The organism is Microbacterium sp. BE35 (assembly GCF_031457705.1).
In the GTDB taxonomy this organism is placed as follows: domain Bacteria; phylum Actinomycetota; class Actinomycetes; order Actinomycetales; family Microbacteriaceae; genus Microbacterium; species Microbacterium trichothecenolyticum.
In genome coordinates this window covers 253,836-270,534 of the sequence record NZ_JAVDXD010000006.1, presented here as the reverse complement: position 1 = coordinate 270,534, position 16,699 = coordinate 253,836, and the positions used below count along the sequence as shown (strand labels likewise).

16 protein-coding genes are annotated in these 16,699 nt (G+C 71.9%); 6 read left to right on the top strand and 10 right to left on the bottom strand.

What is annotated here, in order from left to right:
* Nucleotides 1-20 precede the first annotated feature (20 nt).
* The 3 genes from J2Y46_RS19020 to J2Y46_RS19010 form a co-directional block, all read right to left on the bottom strand.
* Nucleotides 21-833 (bottom strand): ZIP family metal transporter, encoded by an 813-nt coding sequence (locus tag J2Y46_RS19020; protein ID WP_045300004.1) that lies wholly within the window; start codon nt 831-833, stop codon nt 21-23.
* Between the two features lie 82 nt (nt 834-915).
* A complete protein-coding gene (locus J2Y46_RS19015; protein ID WP_045300002.1) occupies nt 916-2,508 on the bottom strand; it encodes an AMP-binding protein in 1,593 nt (530 codons plus the stop codon).
* Nucleotides 2,509-2,687: 179 nt separating this feature from the next.
* Entirely contained in the window at nt 2,688-3,764 is a 1,077-nt protein-coding gene (locus J2Y46_RS19010; RefSeq protein WP_045300000.1) for a Glu/Leu/Phe/Val dehydrogenase family protein, read from the bottom strand.
* Between the two features lie 192 nt (nt 3,765-3,956).
* Here J2Y46_RS19010 and J2Y46_RS19005 point away from each other — a divergent pair, with 192 nt between their 5' ends.
* Nucleotides 3,957-4,754, top strand: coding sequence for a methyltransferase domain-containing protein (locus J2Y46_RS19005; protein WP_056369745.1), 798 nt, complete (start codon nt 3,957-3,959; stop codon nt 4,752-4,754).
* 15 nt (nt 4,755-4,769) lie between these two features.
* Complete coding sequence (locus J2Y46_RS19000; protein WP_045300098.1) at nt 4,770-5,246, top strand: YbaK/EbsC family protein; 477 nt, start codon at nt 4,770-4,772, stop codon at nt 5,244-5,246.
* A gap of 9 nt (nt 5,247-5,255) precedes the next feature.
* On the opposite strand, the gene J2Y46_RS18995 is transcribed toward J2Y46_RS19000, so the two are convergent.
* Complete coding sequence (locus tag J2Y46_RS18995; RefSeq protein WP_245619603.1) at nt 5,256-6,020, bottom strand: IclR family transcriptional regulator; 765 nt, start codon at nt 6,018-6,020, stop codon at nt 5,256-5,258.
* 88 nt (nt 6,021-6,108) lie between these two features.
* Here J2Y46_RS18995 and hutH point away from each other — a divergent pair, with 88 nt between their 5' ends.
* Genes hutH through hutI form a run of 3 tightly spaced genes read left to right on the top strand, consistent with a single transcriptional unit; the run spans nt 6,109 to nt 10,598 of the window.
* The gene (hutH, locus tag J2Y46_RS18990; protein ID WP_045299997.1) at nt 6,109-7,680 is read left to right on the top strand and encodes a histidine ammonia-lyase; all 1,572 of its coding nucleotides are present in this window, start codon (nt 6,109-6,111) and stop codon (nt 7,678-7,680) included.
* 2 nt (nt 7,681-7,682) lie between these two features.
* On the top strand, nt 7,683-9,392 hold the full coding sequence (gene hutU, locus J2Y46_RS18985) for a urocanate hydratase (RefSeq protein WP_045299996.1): 1,710 nt from the start codon (nt 7,683-7,685) through the stop codon (nt 9,390-9,392).
* A gap of 12 nt (nt 9,393-9,404) precedes the next feature.
* Nucleotides 9,405-10,598: an imidazolonepropionase gene (gene hutI / locus J2Y46_RS18980; RefSeq protein ID WP_045299995.1), complete on the top strand. Its 1,194-nt coding sequence runs from the start codon at nt 9,405-9,407 to the stop codon at nt 10,596-10,598.
* Nucleotides 10,599-10,610: 12 nt separating this feature from the next.
* On the opposite strand, the gene J2Y46_RS18975 is transcribed toward hutI, so the two are convergent.
* The 6 genes from J2Y46_RS18975 to J2Y46_RS18950 form a co-directional block, all read right to left on the bottom strand.
* Nucleotides 10,611-11,084 carry a histidine phosphatase family protein gene (locus J2Y46_RS18975; protein ID WP_045299994.1) on the bottom strand — a complete coding sequence of 158 codons (474 nt, stop codon included), beginning with the start codon at nt 11,082-11,084 and terminating at the stop codon, nt 10,611-10,613.
* Complete coding sequence (locus J2Y46_RS18970; protein WP_045299993.1) at nt 11,081-11,977, bottom strand: agmatinase family protein; 897 nt, start codon at nt 11,975-11,977, stop codon at nt 11,081-11,083. Before J2Y46_RS18970 ends, J2Y46_RS18975 begins: the two co-directional genes overlap by 4 nt.
* Before the next feature lie 20 nt (nt 11,978-11,997).
* Nucleotides 11,998-12,348, bottom strand: a complete 351-nt coding sequence (locus J2Y46_RS18965) for a gamma-glutamylcyclotransferase family protein (RefSeq protein ID WP_310244523.1) — start codon at nt 12,346-12,348, stop codon at nt 11,998-12,000.
* Nucleotides 12,349-12,422: 74 nt separating this feature from the next.
* Nucleotides 12,423-13,700 (bottom strand): DUF445 domain-containing protein, encoded by a 1,278-nt coding sequence (locus J2Y46_RS18960; protein WP_045299992.1) that lies wholly within the window; start codon nt 13,698-13,700, stop codon nt 12,423-12,425.
* Nucleotides 13,701-13,908: 208 nt separating this feature from the next.
* Nucleotides 13,909-14,388, bottom strand: coding sequence for a hypothetical protein (locus J2Y46_RS18955; RefSeq protein ID WP_045299991.1), 480 nt, complete (start codon nt 14,386-14,388; stop codon nt 13,909-13,911).
* Nucleotides 14,389-14,485: 97 nt separating this feature from the next.
* A complete protein-coding gene (locus tag J2Y46_RS18950) occupies nt 14,486-15,688 on the bottom strand; it encodes an acyl-CoA dehydrogenase family protein (protein WP_396653212.1) in 1,203 nt (400 codons plus the stop codon).
* On the opposite strand from J2Y46_RS18950, the gene J2Y46_RS18945 reads away from it, so the two are divergent.
* Nucleotides 15,687-16,694, top strand: coding sequence for a TIGR00341 family protein (locus J2Y46_RS18945; protein ID WP_045299990.1), 1,008 nt, complete (start codon nt 15,687-15,689; stop codon nt 16,692-16,694). The genes J2Y46_RS18950 and J2Y46_RS18945 overlap by 2 nt on opposite strands.
* Nucleotides 16,695-16,699: the final 5 nt, after the last annotated feature.

Below are 16,699 nucleotides of genomic sequence, written 5' to 3'. Positions count from 1 at the left end.
TGCGGCTCCGATCGTCCGGCTCAGGTGAGCTCGTGCAGGAGGAACGCGCCGAGGAAGCCGATCGTCGCCCACAGGCCGGTCAGTGCCTGCTGCTCGTCGAACGCCTCGGGGATCATCGTGTTGCACACCATCGCGAGGAGGCCGCCGGCGGCGATCGTCGTGATGAGGGCGATCAGGTTCGGCGACGCCGACTGGAAGGCGACGTAGCCGAGCACCGACGCGACGACGGTGATCAGCGCGATCCCGCTCCACAGCAGGGCGACGTACCGCCCGCTCGAGCCGCCGCGCTTGAGGGCGGCGGTCGAGCCGAGTCCCTCGGGGAAGTTGCTGATGGCGATCGCCGCGACGATCGGGATGCTGATCCCGCCCTGGAGGACGGAGAGGCCCATGACGATGGATTCCGGGATGCCGTCGATCAGCGCGCCGACCGCGATGACGAGCCCCGCTCCGCTCACCGCCTGTGCCCCGGCACGGCGGGCGACGATGTTCGCGGGGATCGCGTCACCGTCGGAGTACTCGGTGACCGAGGAGGCGTCGAGCTGAGGCGAGCCGGCGGCACGCTGCCTGCTGCGTCGCGAGATCAGCTGGTCCGCGACGATGTAGAGGATCGCGCCGCCCAGGAACCCGACGGTGGTCGGAACCAGCCCTCCGTCGGCCGCCGCCTCTTCGACGAGTTCGAAGGCCAGCGTCGAGATGAGCACGCCCGCACCCACGGCCATGATCCCGGCGACGATGCGCTGCGGAATGTCGATGTACCACGCGACCGCGGCCCCGACGAGCAGCGTTCCGCCGCCGATGAGTCCGCTCAGCGCGGCCAGCCAGAGTCCTTCCATGGCGCCAAACTAGTGGCCGCGCGAACGGATGCCTCGGCGAAACGCGTTCGCCGAGGCATCCGTTCTCTCGCGGAGCGTGGTGTCAGACCGTCGCGGCCTCGCGGGCGCGCAGGTCTTTGCGGAGGATCTTTCCGGCGCTGGACTTCGGGATCGCGTCGATGAACTCCACGCGGCGCACCTTCTTGTGCGGGGCGACGTGCTCGGCGACGAACGCCATGACCTCGTCTCCGGTCAGGCCGGAGTCGGCGGCGGCGACGATGAAGGCCTTGGGGATCTCCTGCTTGTCGTCGTCGAGCACGCCGATGACCGCGGCATCCATCACCTTCGGATGGCCGAGGAGGAGCGCCTCGAGCTCTGCGGGAGCGATCTGGTAGCCCTTGTACTTGATGAGCTCCTTGACCCGGTCGACGATCGAGAAGTAGCCGCCCTCGTGGTATACGGCGATGTCGCCGGTGTGCAGGAAGCCGTCCGCATCGAGCGTCTCTGCCGTGGCATCGGGCTTGTTGAGGTAGCCGAGCATGACGTTGGGTCCCTTGACCCAGAGCTCGCCCGCCTTGGTGACGCCGTCCGGTCCGAGCTCGGTGATCTCCTCGCCGGTCTCGGTGTCGATCAGCTTGTTGAGGGTGTTGGGCAGCATCACGCCGACCGAGCTCACCGGGATGTCGTAGCGGTCGACCGGCATCGCGTGCGAGACGGGGCTCAGCTCGCTCATGCCGTACCCCTGCATCATGCGCGCGTTGATGCGGCGGCCCGCCGTCTCGGCCGTCTCGCCGTCGAGCGGAGCCGCCCCCGAGAAGACCGTGCGCACACTCGAGATGTCGAACTGGTCGACGATCGGGTGCTTGGCCAGCGCGACCGCGATCGGCGGCGCGATGTACAGGTACGTGCACTGGAACCGCTGGATGTTCGTCAGGAACTCGACCAGGTCGAACTTCGGCATCGTCACGAGGCTCGCGCGCTGGCGCAGCGCGAGATTGAGCAGCACCGTCATGCCGTAGATGTGGAAGAACGGCAGCACCGCCAGCACGCGGTCGGTCTCGGCGAGGTCGAGGGCGACGCGGCACTGCGCGACGTTCGCGACCAGGTTGCGGTGCGTGAGCATCACCCCCTTGGGGATGCCGGTCGTGCCCGACGAGTAGGGGAGCACCGCGATGTGCGTCGCCGGGTCGAACGAGACGTCGGGTGCGGGCGCGCCCTCGGCGAGCAGCTCCCGGAGGTTCGGGTGACCCGATGCGCCGTCGAGCACGATGACGCGTTCGTGAGGGATGCCGACGGCCTCGGCGGCGGCCTGGGCCTGTGGGAGAAGCGGGCTCACGGTGACGAGCCACGTGGCCCCGGCATCGCGCAGCTGCTTCTCGATCTCGCCCGCCGTGTACAGCGAGTTGACCGTCGTGACGGTGGCTCCCGCGCGCAGGATGCCGTGGAACACCGTCGCGAACGCGGGCACGTTCGGACAGAGCAGGCCGAGCACCGTGCCCACGCCGACCCCGCGCGCCGCCAAGGCGCCCGCGAACAGGTCGATCTGGGTGCGCAGCGCGCCGTACGTGGTCTCCGCCCCGGTCGCGGGATCGATGAGCGCGACGCGCCCCAGATCCTCGTCGGTCAGGCTCGCGAAGAGGTAGTCGTACACGTCGAGTTCGGGTATCTCGATATCGGCTTCGGGACTGGTGAACACCGGATCTCCTTCGATCGGGCGGCATGACGGTCGTCGTCGGCGGGCCCAGGCCCGGCCGTGCGACCATCATGCCATTCGCGCCGAGGATTGTGGAACGCGATTCCGCGATGGGTGGAACGCAGTGTCAAGAGGGTGCAACGCGCCCGGCCATCCCCTCCGGTGGCCGGGCGCGTGCCGGGTCAGTGCGCGAGTGCGGGCTGGCGGCCGCCGGCGGCCAGGCGCTCCGCGGCGAGCCCTTCGGCGGCCTCGAGCGGCGTGACGCCGCGCGAGGAGGCCTCGTCGAAGATGCGGCGCACGGTGTCGCCGATCTGGCCGACGCGCTCCATGATCTCGGTGCGCGTGCCGAGGCGCTTCGCCTCGAGGTCGAGGTAGATCACGCCACCCGCGTTGACGACGAAGTCGGGGGCGTACAGGATGCCGCGACCGGCGAGGCGGGCCGCGCCGCTGTGGTCGGCGAGCGGGTTGTTCGCCGGGCCGCAGACGGCCTTCGCGTCGAGGGCGTCGATGACCTCGTCGGTGAGGAGCCCGCCGATGCCGGCCGGCACGAACACGTCGGCGGGAACGAGGTGCTCCTCGCCGGGGGCGATCCACTCCGCGCCGAGTTCGGTGGCGAGGTCGCGCTTGGCGGGGTTCACGTCGGTCACGGTGAGGCGCGCGCCCTCGGCGGACAGGCGCACCGCGAGGCGGCTGCCGACCTGGCCGAGGCCGGAGATCGTGATGCGGCGTCCGTCGACGTCGGCGGTGCCCGCGACGCGCTCGAGGGTCGCGCGCAGCGACTCGTACACGCCGAGGCTCGTCGGGCCGGCGGGCTCGCCGGAGCCGCCGACGGCGTCGGGCAGGCCCACGACGTGCTCCGTGCGCTCGCTGACGACGAGCATGTCCTCGGTCGTCGAGCCGACGTCCTCGGCGGTGCGGTACAGGCCGTGCAGCGACTCGACCGCGTCGCCGAGGTCGAGGAACGCGGCGCGGCGCCGGTCGGTGTCGAGCGTGGTGCCGGGAGGCAGGGCGATGACGGACTTGCCGCCGCCGGCGTCGAGGCCGGCCGCGGCGTTCTTGAGGGTCATGGCGGCCGACAGGCGCAGTGCGTCGCCGAGGGCGTCGCTCCAGTGCGGGTACGTCCACAGGCGCGCGCCGCCGAGGGCGGAGCCGAGCACGGACGAGTGCAGCGCGACGGCGATGAACAGGCCGCTGCGGCGGCCGGTGATCACCTCCACCCGCTCGTGTGTGAAATCGGGCAGGGGCAGGGTGTGCGTCATCGCGGTTCTTCCTTCGGCGGGCCTCGTGGGCAGTGCGCTGCGGACGCCGCGGCGTTGCGGCATCCACTCTCATTGGACACCGATTCTGCGAATTGTTCAACCGTGTCGACGGCGAGTGGGCACATTGCGTGGTCGTCGGTGTGAGTTCTGCGCACGCGTCAGCAGTGTGTGCGCCGTCGGTAGCATCGACGAATGCCAGACGCCTACACCCACGGCCACCACGAGAGCGTTCTGCGGTCGCACCGCTGGCGCACCGCCGAGAACTCCGCGGCATATCTGCTGCCGCACCTCGGGCCAGGCGTCTCGGTCCTCGATGTGGGCAGCGGGCCCGGCACGATCACCGCGGACCTCGCGGCCCGCGTCGCACCCGCTCGGGTGGTCGGGACGGATGCCTCGGCCGGCGTCGTCGCGCAGGCCGCGGCCGACCACGCGGCGCCGAATCTGTCGTTCGAGGTGGGCGACGCCTACGCGCTGCCCTTCGACGACGGCGGCTTCGACGTCGTGCACGCGCACCAGGTGCTGCAGCACGTGGATCGACCGGTCGACATGCTGCGCGAGCTCGGGCGCGTCGCCGGCCCCGACGGCGTCGTCGCCGCGCGCGACGTCGACTACGAAGGCGTGATCTGGTACCCGCTGATCCCCGCGCTCGACGAGTGGCTCGCGCTGTACCTGGCGACGCACCGCAGCGTCGCGGGTGAGCCGGCAGCCGGACGCCGGCTGAAGGCGTGGGCGCAGGAGGCGGGGCTCGCCGACATCCGTGCCACGGCCTCGCTATGGCTCTTCGAGGACGAGGCCGACCGCGCGTGGTGGGGCGGGATGTGGGCGGACCGCGTGCTGCAGTCGGCGTTCGCCGATTCGGCGCGCGCGACCGGCGCAGACGACGCGCTGCTGCAGCGCATCTCGGACGGCTGGCGCGAGTGGGCCGCCGCCGACGACGGCTGGCTCCTCATGCCCCACGGCGAGATCCTCGCGCGCGGACCGCGTCGTTAGGCTGAGCCGGTGACCATCCCCGACTCGCTCCCCGCCCGCAGTCGCCTCGTCCACGATGCGATCCGCGCCGCCGGCATCCCCGGTGACATCGTGGTGCTTCCGGATGCGGCATCCACCGCGGTCCTCGCCGCCCAGGCGCTCGGGGTCGAGGTCGGCGCGATCGCCAACAGCCTGGTGTTCTTCAGCGACGGCGCACCGCTGCTCGTGATGACGAGCGGCGCGCACCGCGTCGACACCGCAGCCCTCGCCGAGCGCCTCGGACACGGCAGGATCCAGCGCGCGACGCCAGAGCAGGTGCGACAGGCCACCGGCCAGGCCATCGGCGGTGTCGCGCCGACGGGCCACCCGGCGCCGTTGCGCACGATCGTCGACGAGGACCTCGCCGGCTACCCCGAGATCTGGGCCGCCGGCGGCACGCCGCACACCGTCTTCCCGATGACCTACGACGAACTGGTACGTCTGACGGGCGGCACCGTCATGAAGGTCGACTGAGCTCGCGCGTCAGAGTTTCGATGTGGCCGGACGGGCGCCGCCGATGCGACGGCCCAGCTCGGCCGCCACGGGGGCGACGAGCTCCGCGAAGTCCGCGGCCTCGCGCGCGCCGTCGGTGGGGAAGGTCACCGCGATCGCGGCGATGGGCCAGCCGACGTGGTCGAGCACCGCGACCCCGACCGACCCGAGCCCGAGGGTGACCTCGCCGTCCTCCGAGGCCCACCCGCGCTCCCGCACCCCTCGGAGCAGCTCCCGCAGCTCGCCGAGTCGCCGGGGGCCTCGCCCGGTGCGGTCCGCGAAGGCCGCGGCGTCCGGGAACAGCGCCCGCACCTGCTCGCGCGGAAGCGCCGCCAGCATCGCGCGGCCCGTCGCGGTGAGGTGCGACGGCAGGCGGACGCCGACATCCGTCACCAGTGCGGGTCGGCGCGGCGCGCGTTCCTCGACGATGTAGAGCACGTCGCGTCCATGCATGACGGCGAGGTGCGCGCTCTCGCCGGCGCGATCGACGAGGTCGGCGAGCACGGGCCGGCCGAGCCGCGCGAGCGGCTCCTGGCGCGAGTACCCGCCGGCGAGCTCGAACGCGGCGATGCCGAGCCCCCAGCGCCGCTCCTCAGGCAGGTGCACGACGAACTGGTGCTCCTGCAGCGCCGCGAGCAGGTGGTACACGGTGGAGCGCGGGAGCTCCAGCGCGGTCGCGATCGTGCGCGCCGGGACCGGCCCGCGCTGGCGCGCGAGGTACGACAGGATCCGCAGCGTCTGGTCCGCGGCGGGCACCTGAGGCCGGGTACTGCTGTCTGGAATCACAGACAGAGGATGCCACGACCCGCTGTCGCGCGCCACGGTCCGGGTGTGGAATCGGAGCATGGCCATCGTCACGCCCACTTCCGCCGCCGACGTCGCGGTCGTCACCGTCGGCGCGGCGCCGCTGCGTCCCGACGAGGTCGTCGCCGTCGCCCGTCACGGCGCCGTCGTCGAGCTCGCCCCCGAGGCGGTCGCGCGCGTCGCGGCGACCCGCGCCCTCGTGGAGGGCCTCGCCGACGATCCCGAGCCGCACTACGGCATCTCGACCGGCTTCGGCGCCCTCGCCACCACGTTCATCGCCCCCGAGCGCCGCATGCAGCTGCAGGCCAGCCTCATCCGCTCGCACGCGGCCGGCACGGGCCCCGAGGTCGAGCGCGAGGTCGTGCGCGCTCTGATGCTGCTGCGCCTGCAGACGCTGGCGACGGGTCACACGGGTGTCCGCCCCGTCGTCGTGGAGACCTACGCCTCGATGCTCAATGCCGGGATCACGCCGATCGTGCGCGAGTACGGCTCGCTCGGCTGCTCCGGCGACCTCGCGCCGCTGTCGCATGTCGCGCTCGCCGCGATGGGCGAGGGTCGTGTGCGCACCGCCGCCGGCGAAGAGGTCGACGCGGCCGAGGCGCTGGCGGCAGCATCCGTGTCCCCGCTCGTGCTGCGCGAGAAGGAGGGGCTCGCGCTCATCAACGGCACCGATGGCATGCTCGGGATGCTGCTGCTCGCGCTCCACGACCTCTCGGTGCTGCTCGACACGGCGGATGTCGCCGCGGGCATGTCGGTGGAGTCGCAGCTCGGCACCGACGCAGTGTTCGCCGCCGACCTGCAGGCGCTCCGGCCGCAGATCGGGCAGGCTGTGTCGGCCTCGAACCTGCGGGCGGTGCTCGCGGGCTCGGGGATCATGGCGTCCCACCGCGACCCCGCCGTCTGCACCCGCGTGCAGGACGCGTACTCCCTGCGCTGCTCGCCGCAGGTGCACGGCGCGGCCCGCGACACCGCCGATCACGCCCTGCTCATCGCCTCGCGGGAGCTCGCGGCGGCCGTCGACAACCCCGTGATCACCGACGACGGGCGCGTCGAGTCGAACGGCAACTTCCACGGCGCACCGGTCGCGTACGTGCTGGACTTCCTCGCGATCGCCGTGGCCGACGTGGCCTCGATCTCGGAGCGGCGCACCGACCGCGCCCTCGACCGCGCGCGCAGCAACGGCCTGCCGCCCTTCCTCGCCGACGAAGTCGGCGTCGACTCGGGCTTCATGATCGCCCAGTACGCCGCAGCGGGGATCGTCTCGGAGCTGAAGCGGCTGGCGGTCCCGGCATCCGTCGACTCCATCCCGTCGTCGGCCATGCAGGAGGATCACGTGTCGATGGGGTGGGCCGCCGCGCGCAAGCTGCGTCGGGCGATCGACGGACTGTCGCGCGTGCTCGCGATCGAAGTGCTCACGGCCTCGCGTGCCATCGACCTGCGGGCGCCGCTCGAACCGGCCGCCGCCACGGGTGCCGTGCGCGATCTCGTGCGCACCGTCGCGGGCGGACCCGGCCCCGACCGCTACCTGTCGCCCGAGATCGAGGCCGTGACCGTGCTCGTCGCGTCCGGCGCCGTCGCGGCCGCCGCCTACCAGACCACCACGAAGGAGTGACGATGTCCGTTCCCACAACCTCGACGACCGCGTCGGCCGCTCGCGGGCTCGGCGAACGCGCCGTGCGCGCGCCGCGCGGTCCCGAGCGCACCGCCAAGAGCTGGGGCGCCGAAGCAGCCAAGCGCATGCTCATGAACAACCTCGACCCCGAGGTCGCCGAGCACCCGGAGGACCTCGTCGTCTACGGCGGCACCGGGCGCGCGGCTCGTTCGTGGGAGGCGTTCGACGCCATCGTCCGCACGCTCGACGAGCTCGAGCCCGACGAGACGCTGCTGGTCCAGTCGGGCAAGCCGGTCGGGGTCTTCCGCACGCACGAGTGGGCGCCGCGGGTGCTCATCGCCAACTCGAACCTCGTGGGGGACTGGGCGACGTGGCCGGAGTTCCGCCGTCTCGAGGAGCTCGGCCTCACGATGTACGGCCAGATGACCGCGGGGTCGTGGATCTACATCGGCACGCAGGGCATCCTCCAGGGCACGTACGAGACGTTCGCCGCCGTGGCGCGGTCGCTCGGGCGCGACGACCTGTCGGGCACACTCACGCTCACCGGCGGCGCCGGGGGCATGGGCGGCGCGCAGCCGCTGGCGGTGACCCTCAACGGGGGAGCGGTGCTCATCGTCGACGTCGACGAGTCGCGGCTGGCTCGCCGCGTCGAGCACGGCTATCTCGACGAGTACACGACCGACCTCGACGCCGCCCTCGCCCGGGTCGTTGCTGCGAAGGCCGCCGGCGAGGCGTTGTCGGTGGGCGTCGTCGGCAACGCCGCCGAGGTCTTCGGCGACGTGCTGCTGCGCCACCGCGCGGGCGAGGTCGCCGTCGACATCGTCACCGACCAGACCAGCGCCCACGACCCGCTGGCGTACCTGCCCGTGGGCATCGCCTTCGAGGACTGGAAGTCCGAGGCGGCGCGTGACCCCGAGGCGTTCACCGCCCGCGCCCGCGGCTCGATGGCCAAGCACGTCGCGGCGATGGTGGGATTCCAAGACGCCGGTGCAGAGGTGTTCGACTACGGCAACTCGATCCGCGCCGAGGCGCAGCTCGGCGGCTTCGACCGCGCGTTCGCGTTCCCGGGCTTCGTGCCCGCGTACATCCGCCCGCAGTTCGCCGAGGGGCGCGGACCCTTCCGCTGGGTCGCGCTCTCGGGAGACCCCGAGGACATCCGCAAGACGGACGAGGCCGTCAAAGCCCTGTTCCCCGACAACGCCGGTCTGGTGCGCTGGCTCGACAAGGCCGGCGACGCGGTCCACTTCGAGGGCCTGCCGGCACGCATCTGCTGGCTCGGCTACAAGGAGCGCCACCTCGCCGGGTTGAAGTTCAACGAGATGGTCGCCTCGGGCGAGCTGTCGGGACCGATCGTGATCGGCCGCGACCACCTGGACGCGGGCTCCGTCGCCTCGCCCTACCGCGAGACCGAGGCGATGGCCGACGGCTCGGATGCGATCGCCGACTGGCCGCTCCTCAACGCGCTCCTCAACACGGCGTCGGGCGCGGCGTGGGTGTCGATCCACCACGGCGGTGGCGTCGGCATCGGTCGCAGCATCCATGCCGGTCAGGTCACCGTCGCCGACGGCACCCCGCTCGCCGCCGAGAAGCTCGAGCGCGTGCTCACCAACGACCCGGGCACCGGCGTCATGCGCCACGTCGACGCCGGCTACGACCGCGCGAAGGACGTCGCGCGCGAACGCGGTCTGAACGTACCCATGCTCGGTGACTGACGGACGGATGCTGTGACTGCGACGCTCATCACGAACATCGGCGAACTGACCACCAATGTCGCCGCTCACGGCGATGCACTCGGCACGTTGCACGACGCGGCCGTGCTGATCGAGGGAGACAGGATCGCCTGGGTCGGGGCGGGGGGCGAGGCAGCCGCCGTCGCTGCGCGCTTCGCAGGTGCGAGCGCCAGGGCCCATCTCGTCGACGCCGGGGGCCGCGCGGTCATCCCCGGGTTCGTCGACAGTCACACGCACCTCGTGTTCGGGGGCGACCGCGCCGACGAGTTCGAGGCGCGCATGACAGGTACGCCGTATGCCGCAGGGGGCATACGGCGTACCGTCGCGGCGACCCGATCCGCGAGCGACGAGGAGCTGCGGGCGCGCCTCGCCGCCTTCGTGGCCGAGCTCCACGGCCAGGGAACGACGACCTTCGAGATCAAGACCGGCTACGGGCTCACCGTCGCCGACGAAGAGCGACTCGCGCGCCTCGCCGCGGAAGTCACGCCCGAGGTCACGTTCCTCGGAGCCCACGTGGTGCCTGCAGAGTACAGCGAGCGACGCGTCGAGTACGTCGAGCTCGTCTGCGACGCGATGCTCCGCGCCTGCGCCCCGCACAGCCGGTGGATCGACGTGTTCTGCGAGCGCGGGGCGTTCACGCCCGAAGAGTCGCGGCGCATCCTCGCCGCGGGCGTCGCGCACGGCCTCGAGCCACGGGTGCACGGCAACCAGCTCGGACCGGGCGAGGGGGTGCGTCTCGCCGTCGAGCTGGGCGCAGCATCCGTCGATCACTGCACGTATCTGTCCGACGACGATGTCGCCGCGCTCGCGGGATCGACCACGGTCGCGACGCTGCTGCCGGGCGTGGAGTTCTCGACCCGCCAGCCGTACCCCGACGCACGGCGCCTGATCGACGCCGGAGCGACCGTCGCCCTCGCGAGCGACTGCAACCCGGGGTCGAGTTTCACGAGCTCGATGCCCCTCATGATCGCGCTCGCGGTGCGCGAGATGGGGATGTCGCCCGCCGAGGCGGTGTGGGCCGCGACCGCAGGCGGAGCGAAGGCGCTGCGCCGCGACGACGTGGGCGCACTCGCCCCGGGGATGCGCGCCGACCTCGTGATGCTCGACGCGCCGACCCGCGTGCACCTCGCCTACCGCCCCGGCGTGCCGCTTGTGCACACCGTGTGGATCGGCGGTGCCGCGCTCTGACCGTCGTCGGCGTCAGCGGGGCGGCGTGTCGAACGTCCAGTTGTCGGGATCGACGGAGCTCGCGACGTCCCAGTCGTCCTGCACCCAGATGAACGTCGCGACGGCGCACGTCGGCATGTGGTCGATGTCGTCGTCCGAGAGGCTCGCCGCGAGGGCGCTCATCCCGGGATCGTGCGCGACCACCATGACCGTCGCCGCACGCGTGGCCGCGGCCGCTGCGAGCAAGGTGTGCGCCGGGGCGCCGTACAGCTCGGGGTCCAGCGAGACGGCCACGCCGAGCTCGGCGGCGAAGGCTTCGGCCGTCGTCCGCGCACGAACGGCGGTGCTCGAGAGGATGACGTCGGGACGGAACCCGGTTGCGGCGAGCCGCGCGGCCATGCGGGGCGCATCGCGCATGCCCCGGTCGTTCAGCGGGCGGTCATGGTCGTCGAGGCCGGGGTTGCCCCACTCCGACTTGGCGTGCCGCACCAGTGCGAGACGGATCATGAAGTCACCTTTCCGGAGGCCTTGGCGGCGAGGAGTTCGAGGACGCAGAGCGCCGCGAGACGCACCGTGCGGTCGTCGGGGGCATCCGCCGTGGCATCGACCTCGGCGATGTCGGCGCTGTGCAGGCGGGTGTCGGCGGCGAGGGTGCGCACGAGCGCCCGCAGCTCCCAGGCGGCAAGTCCGCCGGGGACGGATGCCGGGCACCCGGGCGCCACGGACCGGTCGCACACGTCCACATCGATGTCGAGATGGAGCGGGCCGCCGCCGGCGCCGGCGATCTCGAGCGCCTCGGCCGCGACGTCGGCGGCGCCGCGACGGCGCAGGTCGTCCAAAGTCACGACGGTGATGCCGTACTCCGCCGCGCGCCGCGCGTACGCGACGGAGTTGGCGAAGTCGGCGATGCCGAGCTGGACGATCCGCCGCCCGTCGAGACCGTCCTCGACCAGCCGCCGCACCGGGGAGCCGTTCGAGACGCCGTCGCGCAGATCGAAGTGCGCGTCGATGGTGATGAGCCCCGTCGCTGCGGCGCCCTGCGCCACCGCGTAGGTGAGCGAGTTGTCGCCGCCGAGCGCGACGACGAGATCCGCGCGCTCGCGCAGCCGCGTCACCGTGGAACGCACTGATGCCTCGCCCTCGGGCCCGTCGGGCTCGGCGACGTCGCCCGCATCCGCGATGCGCAGCACGTCGTTCAGGTCGACCGGGGGAGGTCCCAGGAGCGTCGGGCTGTAGCGGCGCAGGGCCTCGCGGATCGCCGCGGGCGTGGCGCCTGCGCCGGTGGGAGACAGGGACGTGCGGAATGCGGGGACGCCGAGGATCGCGGCATCCCACCTCCCGTCTTCGAGAGGGGGCCACGCACCTGCGCGTGGCCACGAGGGATCGTGGGAAAGCGTCACGTGTCGACGGTACCGGGCGCTCACGCCGCGACGTAGACCCACGCGGAGCGACCGCTCGCGAGCACCACGGCGCAGCGTCGATACAGCGACACCTCGTACTCGTCGGCCGCGTCGAGCTCGTCGTCGGTCACGAGCAGGGCCTTTCCCACGACCTTGTCGAGGGGGTTCCCGGTCTCGCGCACGATCGGGTGCACCGTCAGACCCGACAGATCGACGACCCGCATGTCTTCGATCTCGGCGTAGTCGACGGTGTACCCGGGCAGCGCGTCCGGCTCGCTCTCGACCAGGCGCCCGAACGTGTCGAGCTGCACGTCGTCGTTCTGCAGCGTGCCGTAGCTGAAGAGGTATTGGGTGGGCTCGTCCGCGGACACGGCATCAGGGTAACGCTCCGCGGCCTCGATCGACCCGGACTTCACGCACTCTTAACACGGCTCGCCGAGACGCGTCACCCGAGCAGCGCGTGGGCGATCGAGAAGATCGCGAGGCCCGCGAGCGCGCCGACGATCGTGCCGTTGAGGCGGATGTACTGCAGATCGCGCCCGACCATGAGCTCGATCTTCTCCGTCGTCTCGGCGGGATCCCACCGCTCGACCGTGTCGGTGATGATCGAGGCGATGTCGTGGCGGTAGCGGTCGACGAGGAACACGGCGGCGTCGGTGACCCAGGTGTCCACGCGGTGCTGGAGCGCAGCATCCGTCGTCAAGCGCTCGCCGATCTCCACCAGCGCCTCCACGCCCCGCCGCCGCAGTCCGCTCTCGGGGTCGGCGAGGGAGCGCAGCAGACCTGCCTTCGCCGTCGCCCACGCCTCGCCGGCCAGCTCGCGCACGCGCGGGCTGTCGAACACGGCGAGCTTCGCGTCCTCGAAGCGCCCGATCGTCGCGGGGTCGTGCTGCAGGTTGCCGGCGAGGCGCGCGAGGTAGCCGTCGATCGCGATGCGGGCGGGATGCCGCGGGTCGGCCTGGACCGCCGCGACGAACTTGACGGCCTCGTTGTACACGGTGTCGTCGACGAAGCGGTGGGCGACCGACGGCACCCACGCCGGCAGCCGGCGTGAGACGACGCCGGTGAAGGCGACCTTGTTGGCGGCGAGCCACGCTGCGATGGTGTCGGCGGCGAGGTCCACCGCGCCGTGATGCGCCCCGGCGGCGATGATGCGATCGAGCCACTCGCCGAGCGGCGGACCCCATTCGGGCGCGATGAGGTGCTCGCGGGCGAGCTCCTCGATGACGTCGCGCACGTCGTCGTCGCTGAGCGCGCGCAGCACGCTGCCCGCCATGACGGATGCCTCCGCCGCGACCCGCTCGGCATGCACGGGTGCGCTCAGCCAGTCGCCCAGGCGCGCGGCGATCGCGGTCTGGTCGAGCTTCGTGCGCACCACGTCGGCGCGCAGGAACTCGGTCTCGACGAACTCGCCGAGGTTGCGGCCGATCTCGTCCTTGCGGCTGGGGATGATCGCGGTGTGCGGGATCGGGATGCCCAGCGGATGCCGGAACAGCGCCGTGACCGCGAACCAGTCGGCGAGGGCGCCGACCATGCCGCCCTCGGCCGCCGCCCGCACGTAGGCGAGGGCCGGAACATCCTGCTGGAACGCGAACGAGAACGCGAAGAGCACCGCCATGAACACGAGCGCGCCGAGCGCGACGCCTTTCATGGTGCGAAGGCCCCGTCGTCGCTCCTGGTCGGCCGGACTCAGCAGGGCCGTCGGCGTGCGCGCGCCGCTCATCGCGGCACCCTCCCCGAACCCCGGGATCGCTGCCTGCCGGGCGGGAGCGGACCCTTCAGGATCCGCTCGCCGAGGATGACCTGCTGCATCGCGCCTCCCGAGGACGACGTCTCTCCGCGAGACGTCTCAGGGGTACATCGGGTGATGTCCTCATCGATCCTCGCACGGCCGCCGGCCCTGCGGCCGTGTGCTCACGCGCGCGAGCGCGCTACGGCAGCTGGCTGAGCGGCCACGAGCAGTACATGACGATCGAGGTCCGGTACGCGACGATCGTCGCCTCGGCGTGCGGAACATGACGGGTCTCGTCGTCGCGGTACAGCTCGCTCGCCGCGTCGACGCCGGGCGGCAGGCACGTGCCCGCGTTCCGGGAGACGGTCGGGCTCGTCGGCGCGAACCACTCGCCCTTCCAATCGCCGGTGGTGCCCTCGCCCGACGCCGGCACGTACGCCGGCACCCGGAAGTAGCAGACGAGGTGGAGTGAACCGGCCTTCTCTACCAGGGTGTACGTCGAGGTGAAGATGTCGACGGGCGGCGTGCCCGTCATGATCGCCCCGGCGTAGCATCCGTTCGGGATGTCGGGGTCGTACAGCTCTGCGCCGCCGTTGTGGTCGGCGTAGGCCGGAAGGGCGACGCCCACGGCGCCGATGACGCCGAGCACGATCGCTGCGGCGATGTTCCTGGTACGCATGGTGCTCCTCCGATGACGCGGGATGTGACAAGGGGAGCGGCCTGTGATGCGCGGCCGGTATGCCACGGTAGCGCCGAAGCGGACGCCGGCGGAAGGGTCAGTCCTCGATGGGCCCGAGCCACGCGGTGGCGACCGTCGAGTGCGCGGACTCGGGATCGGACGGATGGAAGAGACCGGCCAGGACGTCGCGGTACAGGCGGCTCAGCTCGTTGCCCTGGAAGTACGAGGATCCGCCGGCGACGAGCACGGCCTCGTCGACGATCTGCTTCGCGGCCGTCACGGCCCGGTGCTTGAGTCCCGCGAGCAGCGAGAACCACCTCGCCCCGTGGTCGGCGAGGTCGTCGACGTCGCGGGCGAGCGCCTCGATCTGCGGCGGCAGCGCGTCGTATGCGAGCGCCATGCCGGCGATGCGCCAGCGGATGTCGGGATCCTGGCTGTACGCCTTGCCGGTGCGCTTGGACGTGCGCCGGCCGGCGGCGCCGACGGCGAGGTCCAGCGCGCGCCGTGCGATGCCGGTGTACACGGACGCCAGCAGGATCTCGAAGACGCTGAAGATGCCGAACACCAGCGGGTCGGGGTTCGGGCCCGGGGCGAGCCGGCGCACGACCCGGTCGGCGGGCGCCACGGCGTCGTGCAGCTCCGTCGTGCGCGATTGCGTGCCCCGCATGCCGAGGGTGTCCCAGTCGTCGCGCACGACGACGCGACCGGCCCGCACCTCGGAGCGCGGGACGAACGCGTAGACCATCTGCGGCGCGTCCTGCGAGGAAGTATCGAGTCCGTGCAGGCCCAGCTGGGTCCACACCGGCGCGAGGGACGTGAAGATCTTGGTGCCGGTGAACGAGTATCCGCCGTCGGGGAGGGGCGCGGCATCCGTCCCGCTCCCGAACAGCACCAGGTCGTTTCCTGCTTCGCTGATCCCGAACGCGAAGACCTCGCCGGCGACCGCGCCCTCCTGCACGAATCGCAGTGCGTCGATCCCGCGGTCGGCGAGCACCTTTGCGACGCCCGTCCACACCAGATGCATGTTGATCGCGAGGGCGGTCGCAGGGGCCGCGCCCGCGAGGCGCTGCTGAAGGACGGATGCCTCGGCCAGTCCCAGCCCGGACCCGCCGAGCTCTTCCGGCACGAGGATCGCAAGGTACCCGGCATCTTTCAGGTCGGCCAGATCGTCGTCGGGGAAGGTGTTCTCGCGGTCGTGCACGGCCGCCCGCACACGAAGACGCTCCAACAGCTCGTCGTTCAGGATCTCGCTCGGTTCGAAGGACGCCACCACGCCATTCTTGCGCGATGATGTGCGCATGGCGACGCTCTCGGGGATGCTCCAGGCGCTCATCCCGCCGACGCAGCGGCAGACGGCGGCGGAGGTGACGGAGGCGCTCGACCTCGGCTCCGGCGACCGCGCCGGCAAACGCAGCGGGTTCCTCATCATGCTGACCCTGGCCGGAATCATCGCGATCGCCGGTGTGCTGACCGACTCCACCGCGACGGTCATCGGCGCGATGATCATCGCGCCGCTCGGCACACCGATCCTCGCGATAGGGCTCGGCATCGTCACCGGGCACCTCAGCATCGTGGTGCGGTCGATCATGTGGGTGCTGCTCGGGCTGGTCATCGTGATCGTGCTGGGCCTGGCGTTCTCGCTGTTCGTCGCGACGCCGGAGAGCCTCGAGACCAACTCGCAGGTGCTCGGCCGCACCTCGCCGAGCTTCATGGATCTCGTGGCGGCGCTCGCCACCGGCTTCGCGGGCGGCTTCGCGATGTGCCGCAAGGACCTCAGCGCCGTCCTCCCCGGCGTCGCGATCGCGATCTCGCTCGTGCCGCCCCTGGGGGTCGTCGGCGTCTGCGCGGGGCAGGGACTCTGGAACGACGCGCTCGGTGCGCTGTGGCTGTTCCTCTCCAATGTCGTCGCCCTCGTGATCGCCGGCAGCATCGTCTTCACCCTCGCCGGGTACGCACGCGACCCCGGCTCGTCGCCTGTCGCCAACCGGCGCCGCGCCTATGTGATCGTCACGGTGCTCGCGGTGGTCGTCACCGTGCCGCTCGCCGTGAACTCCGTGGTGTCGGTGGCGCTGGCGCGGTGGTCGGTGGTCATCCAGGACGCCGCGACCGACTGGCTCAGCGCCGACGACGGCGCTCGGGTGTACGGCGTGGACTGGTCGGGCGCGACCGGAACCGTCGCGGTCACGACCGACGACGGTCAGACCCCGCCGGTCGACGACCTGCGCGAAGAGCTCGCGAGCGTGCTGCCGTCTTTCGTCGGTGTGATCGTGGACGTCGGCCAGGGCGTCGAGATCACGGTGCAGTGAGCCCG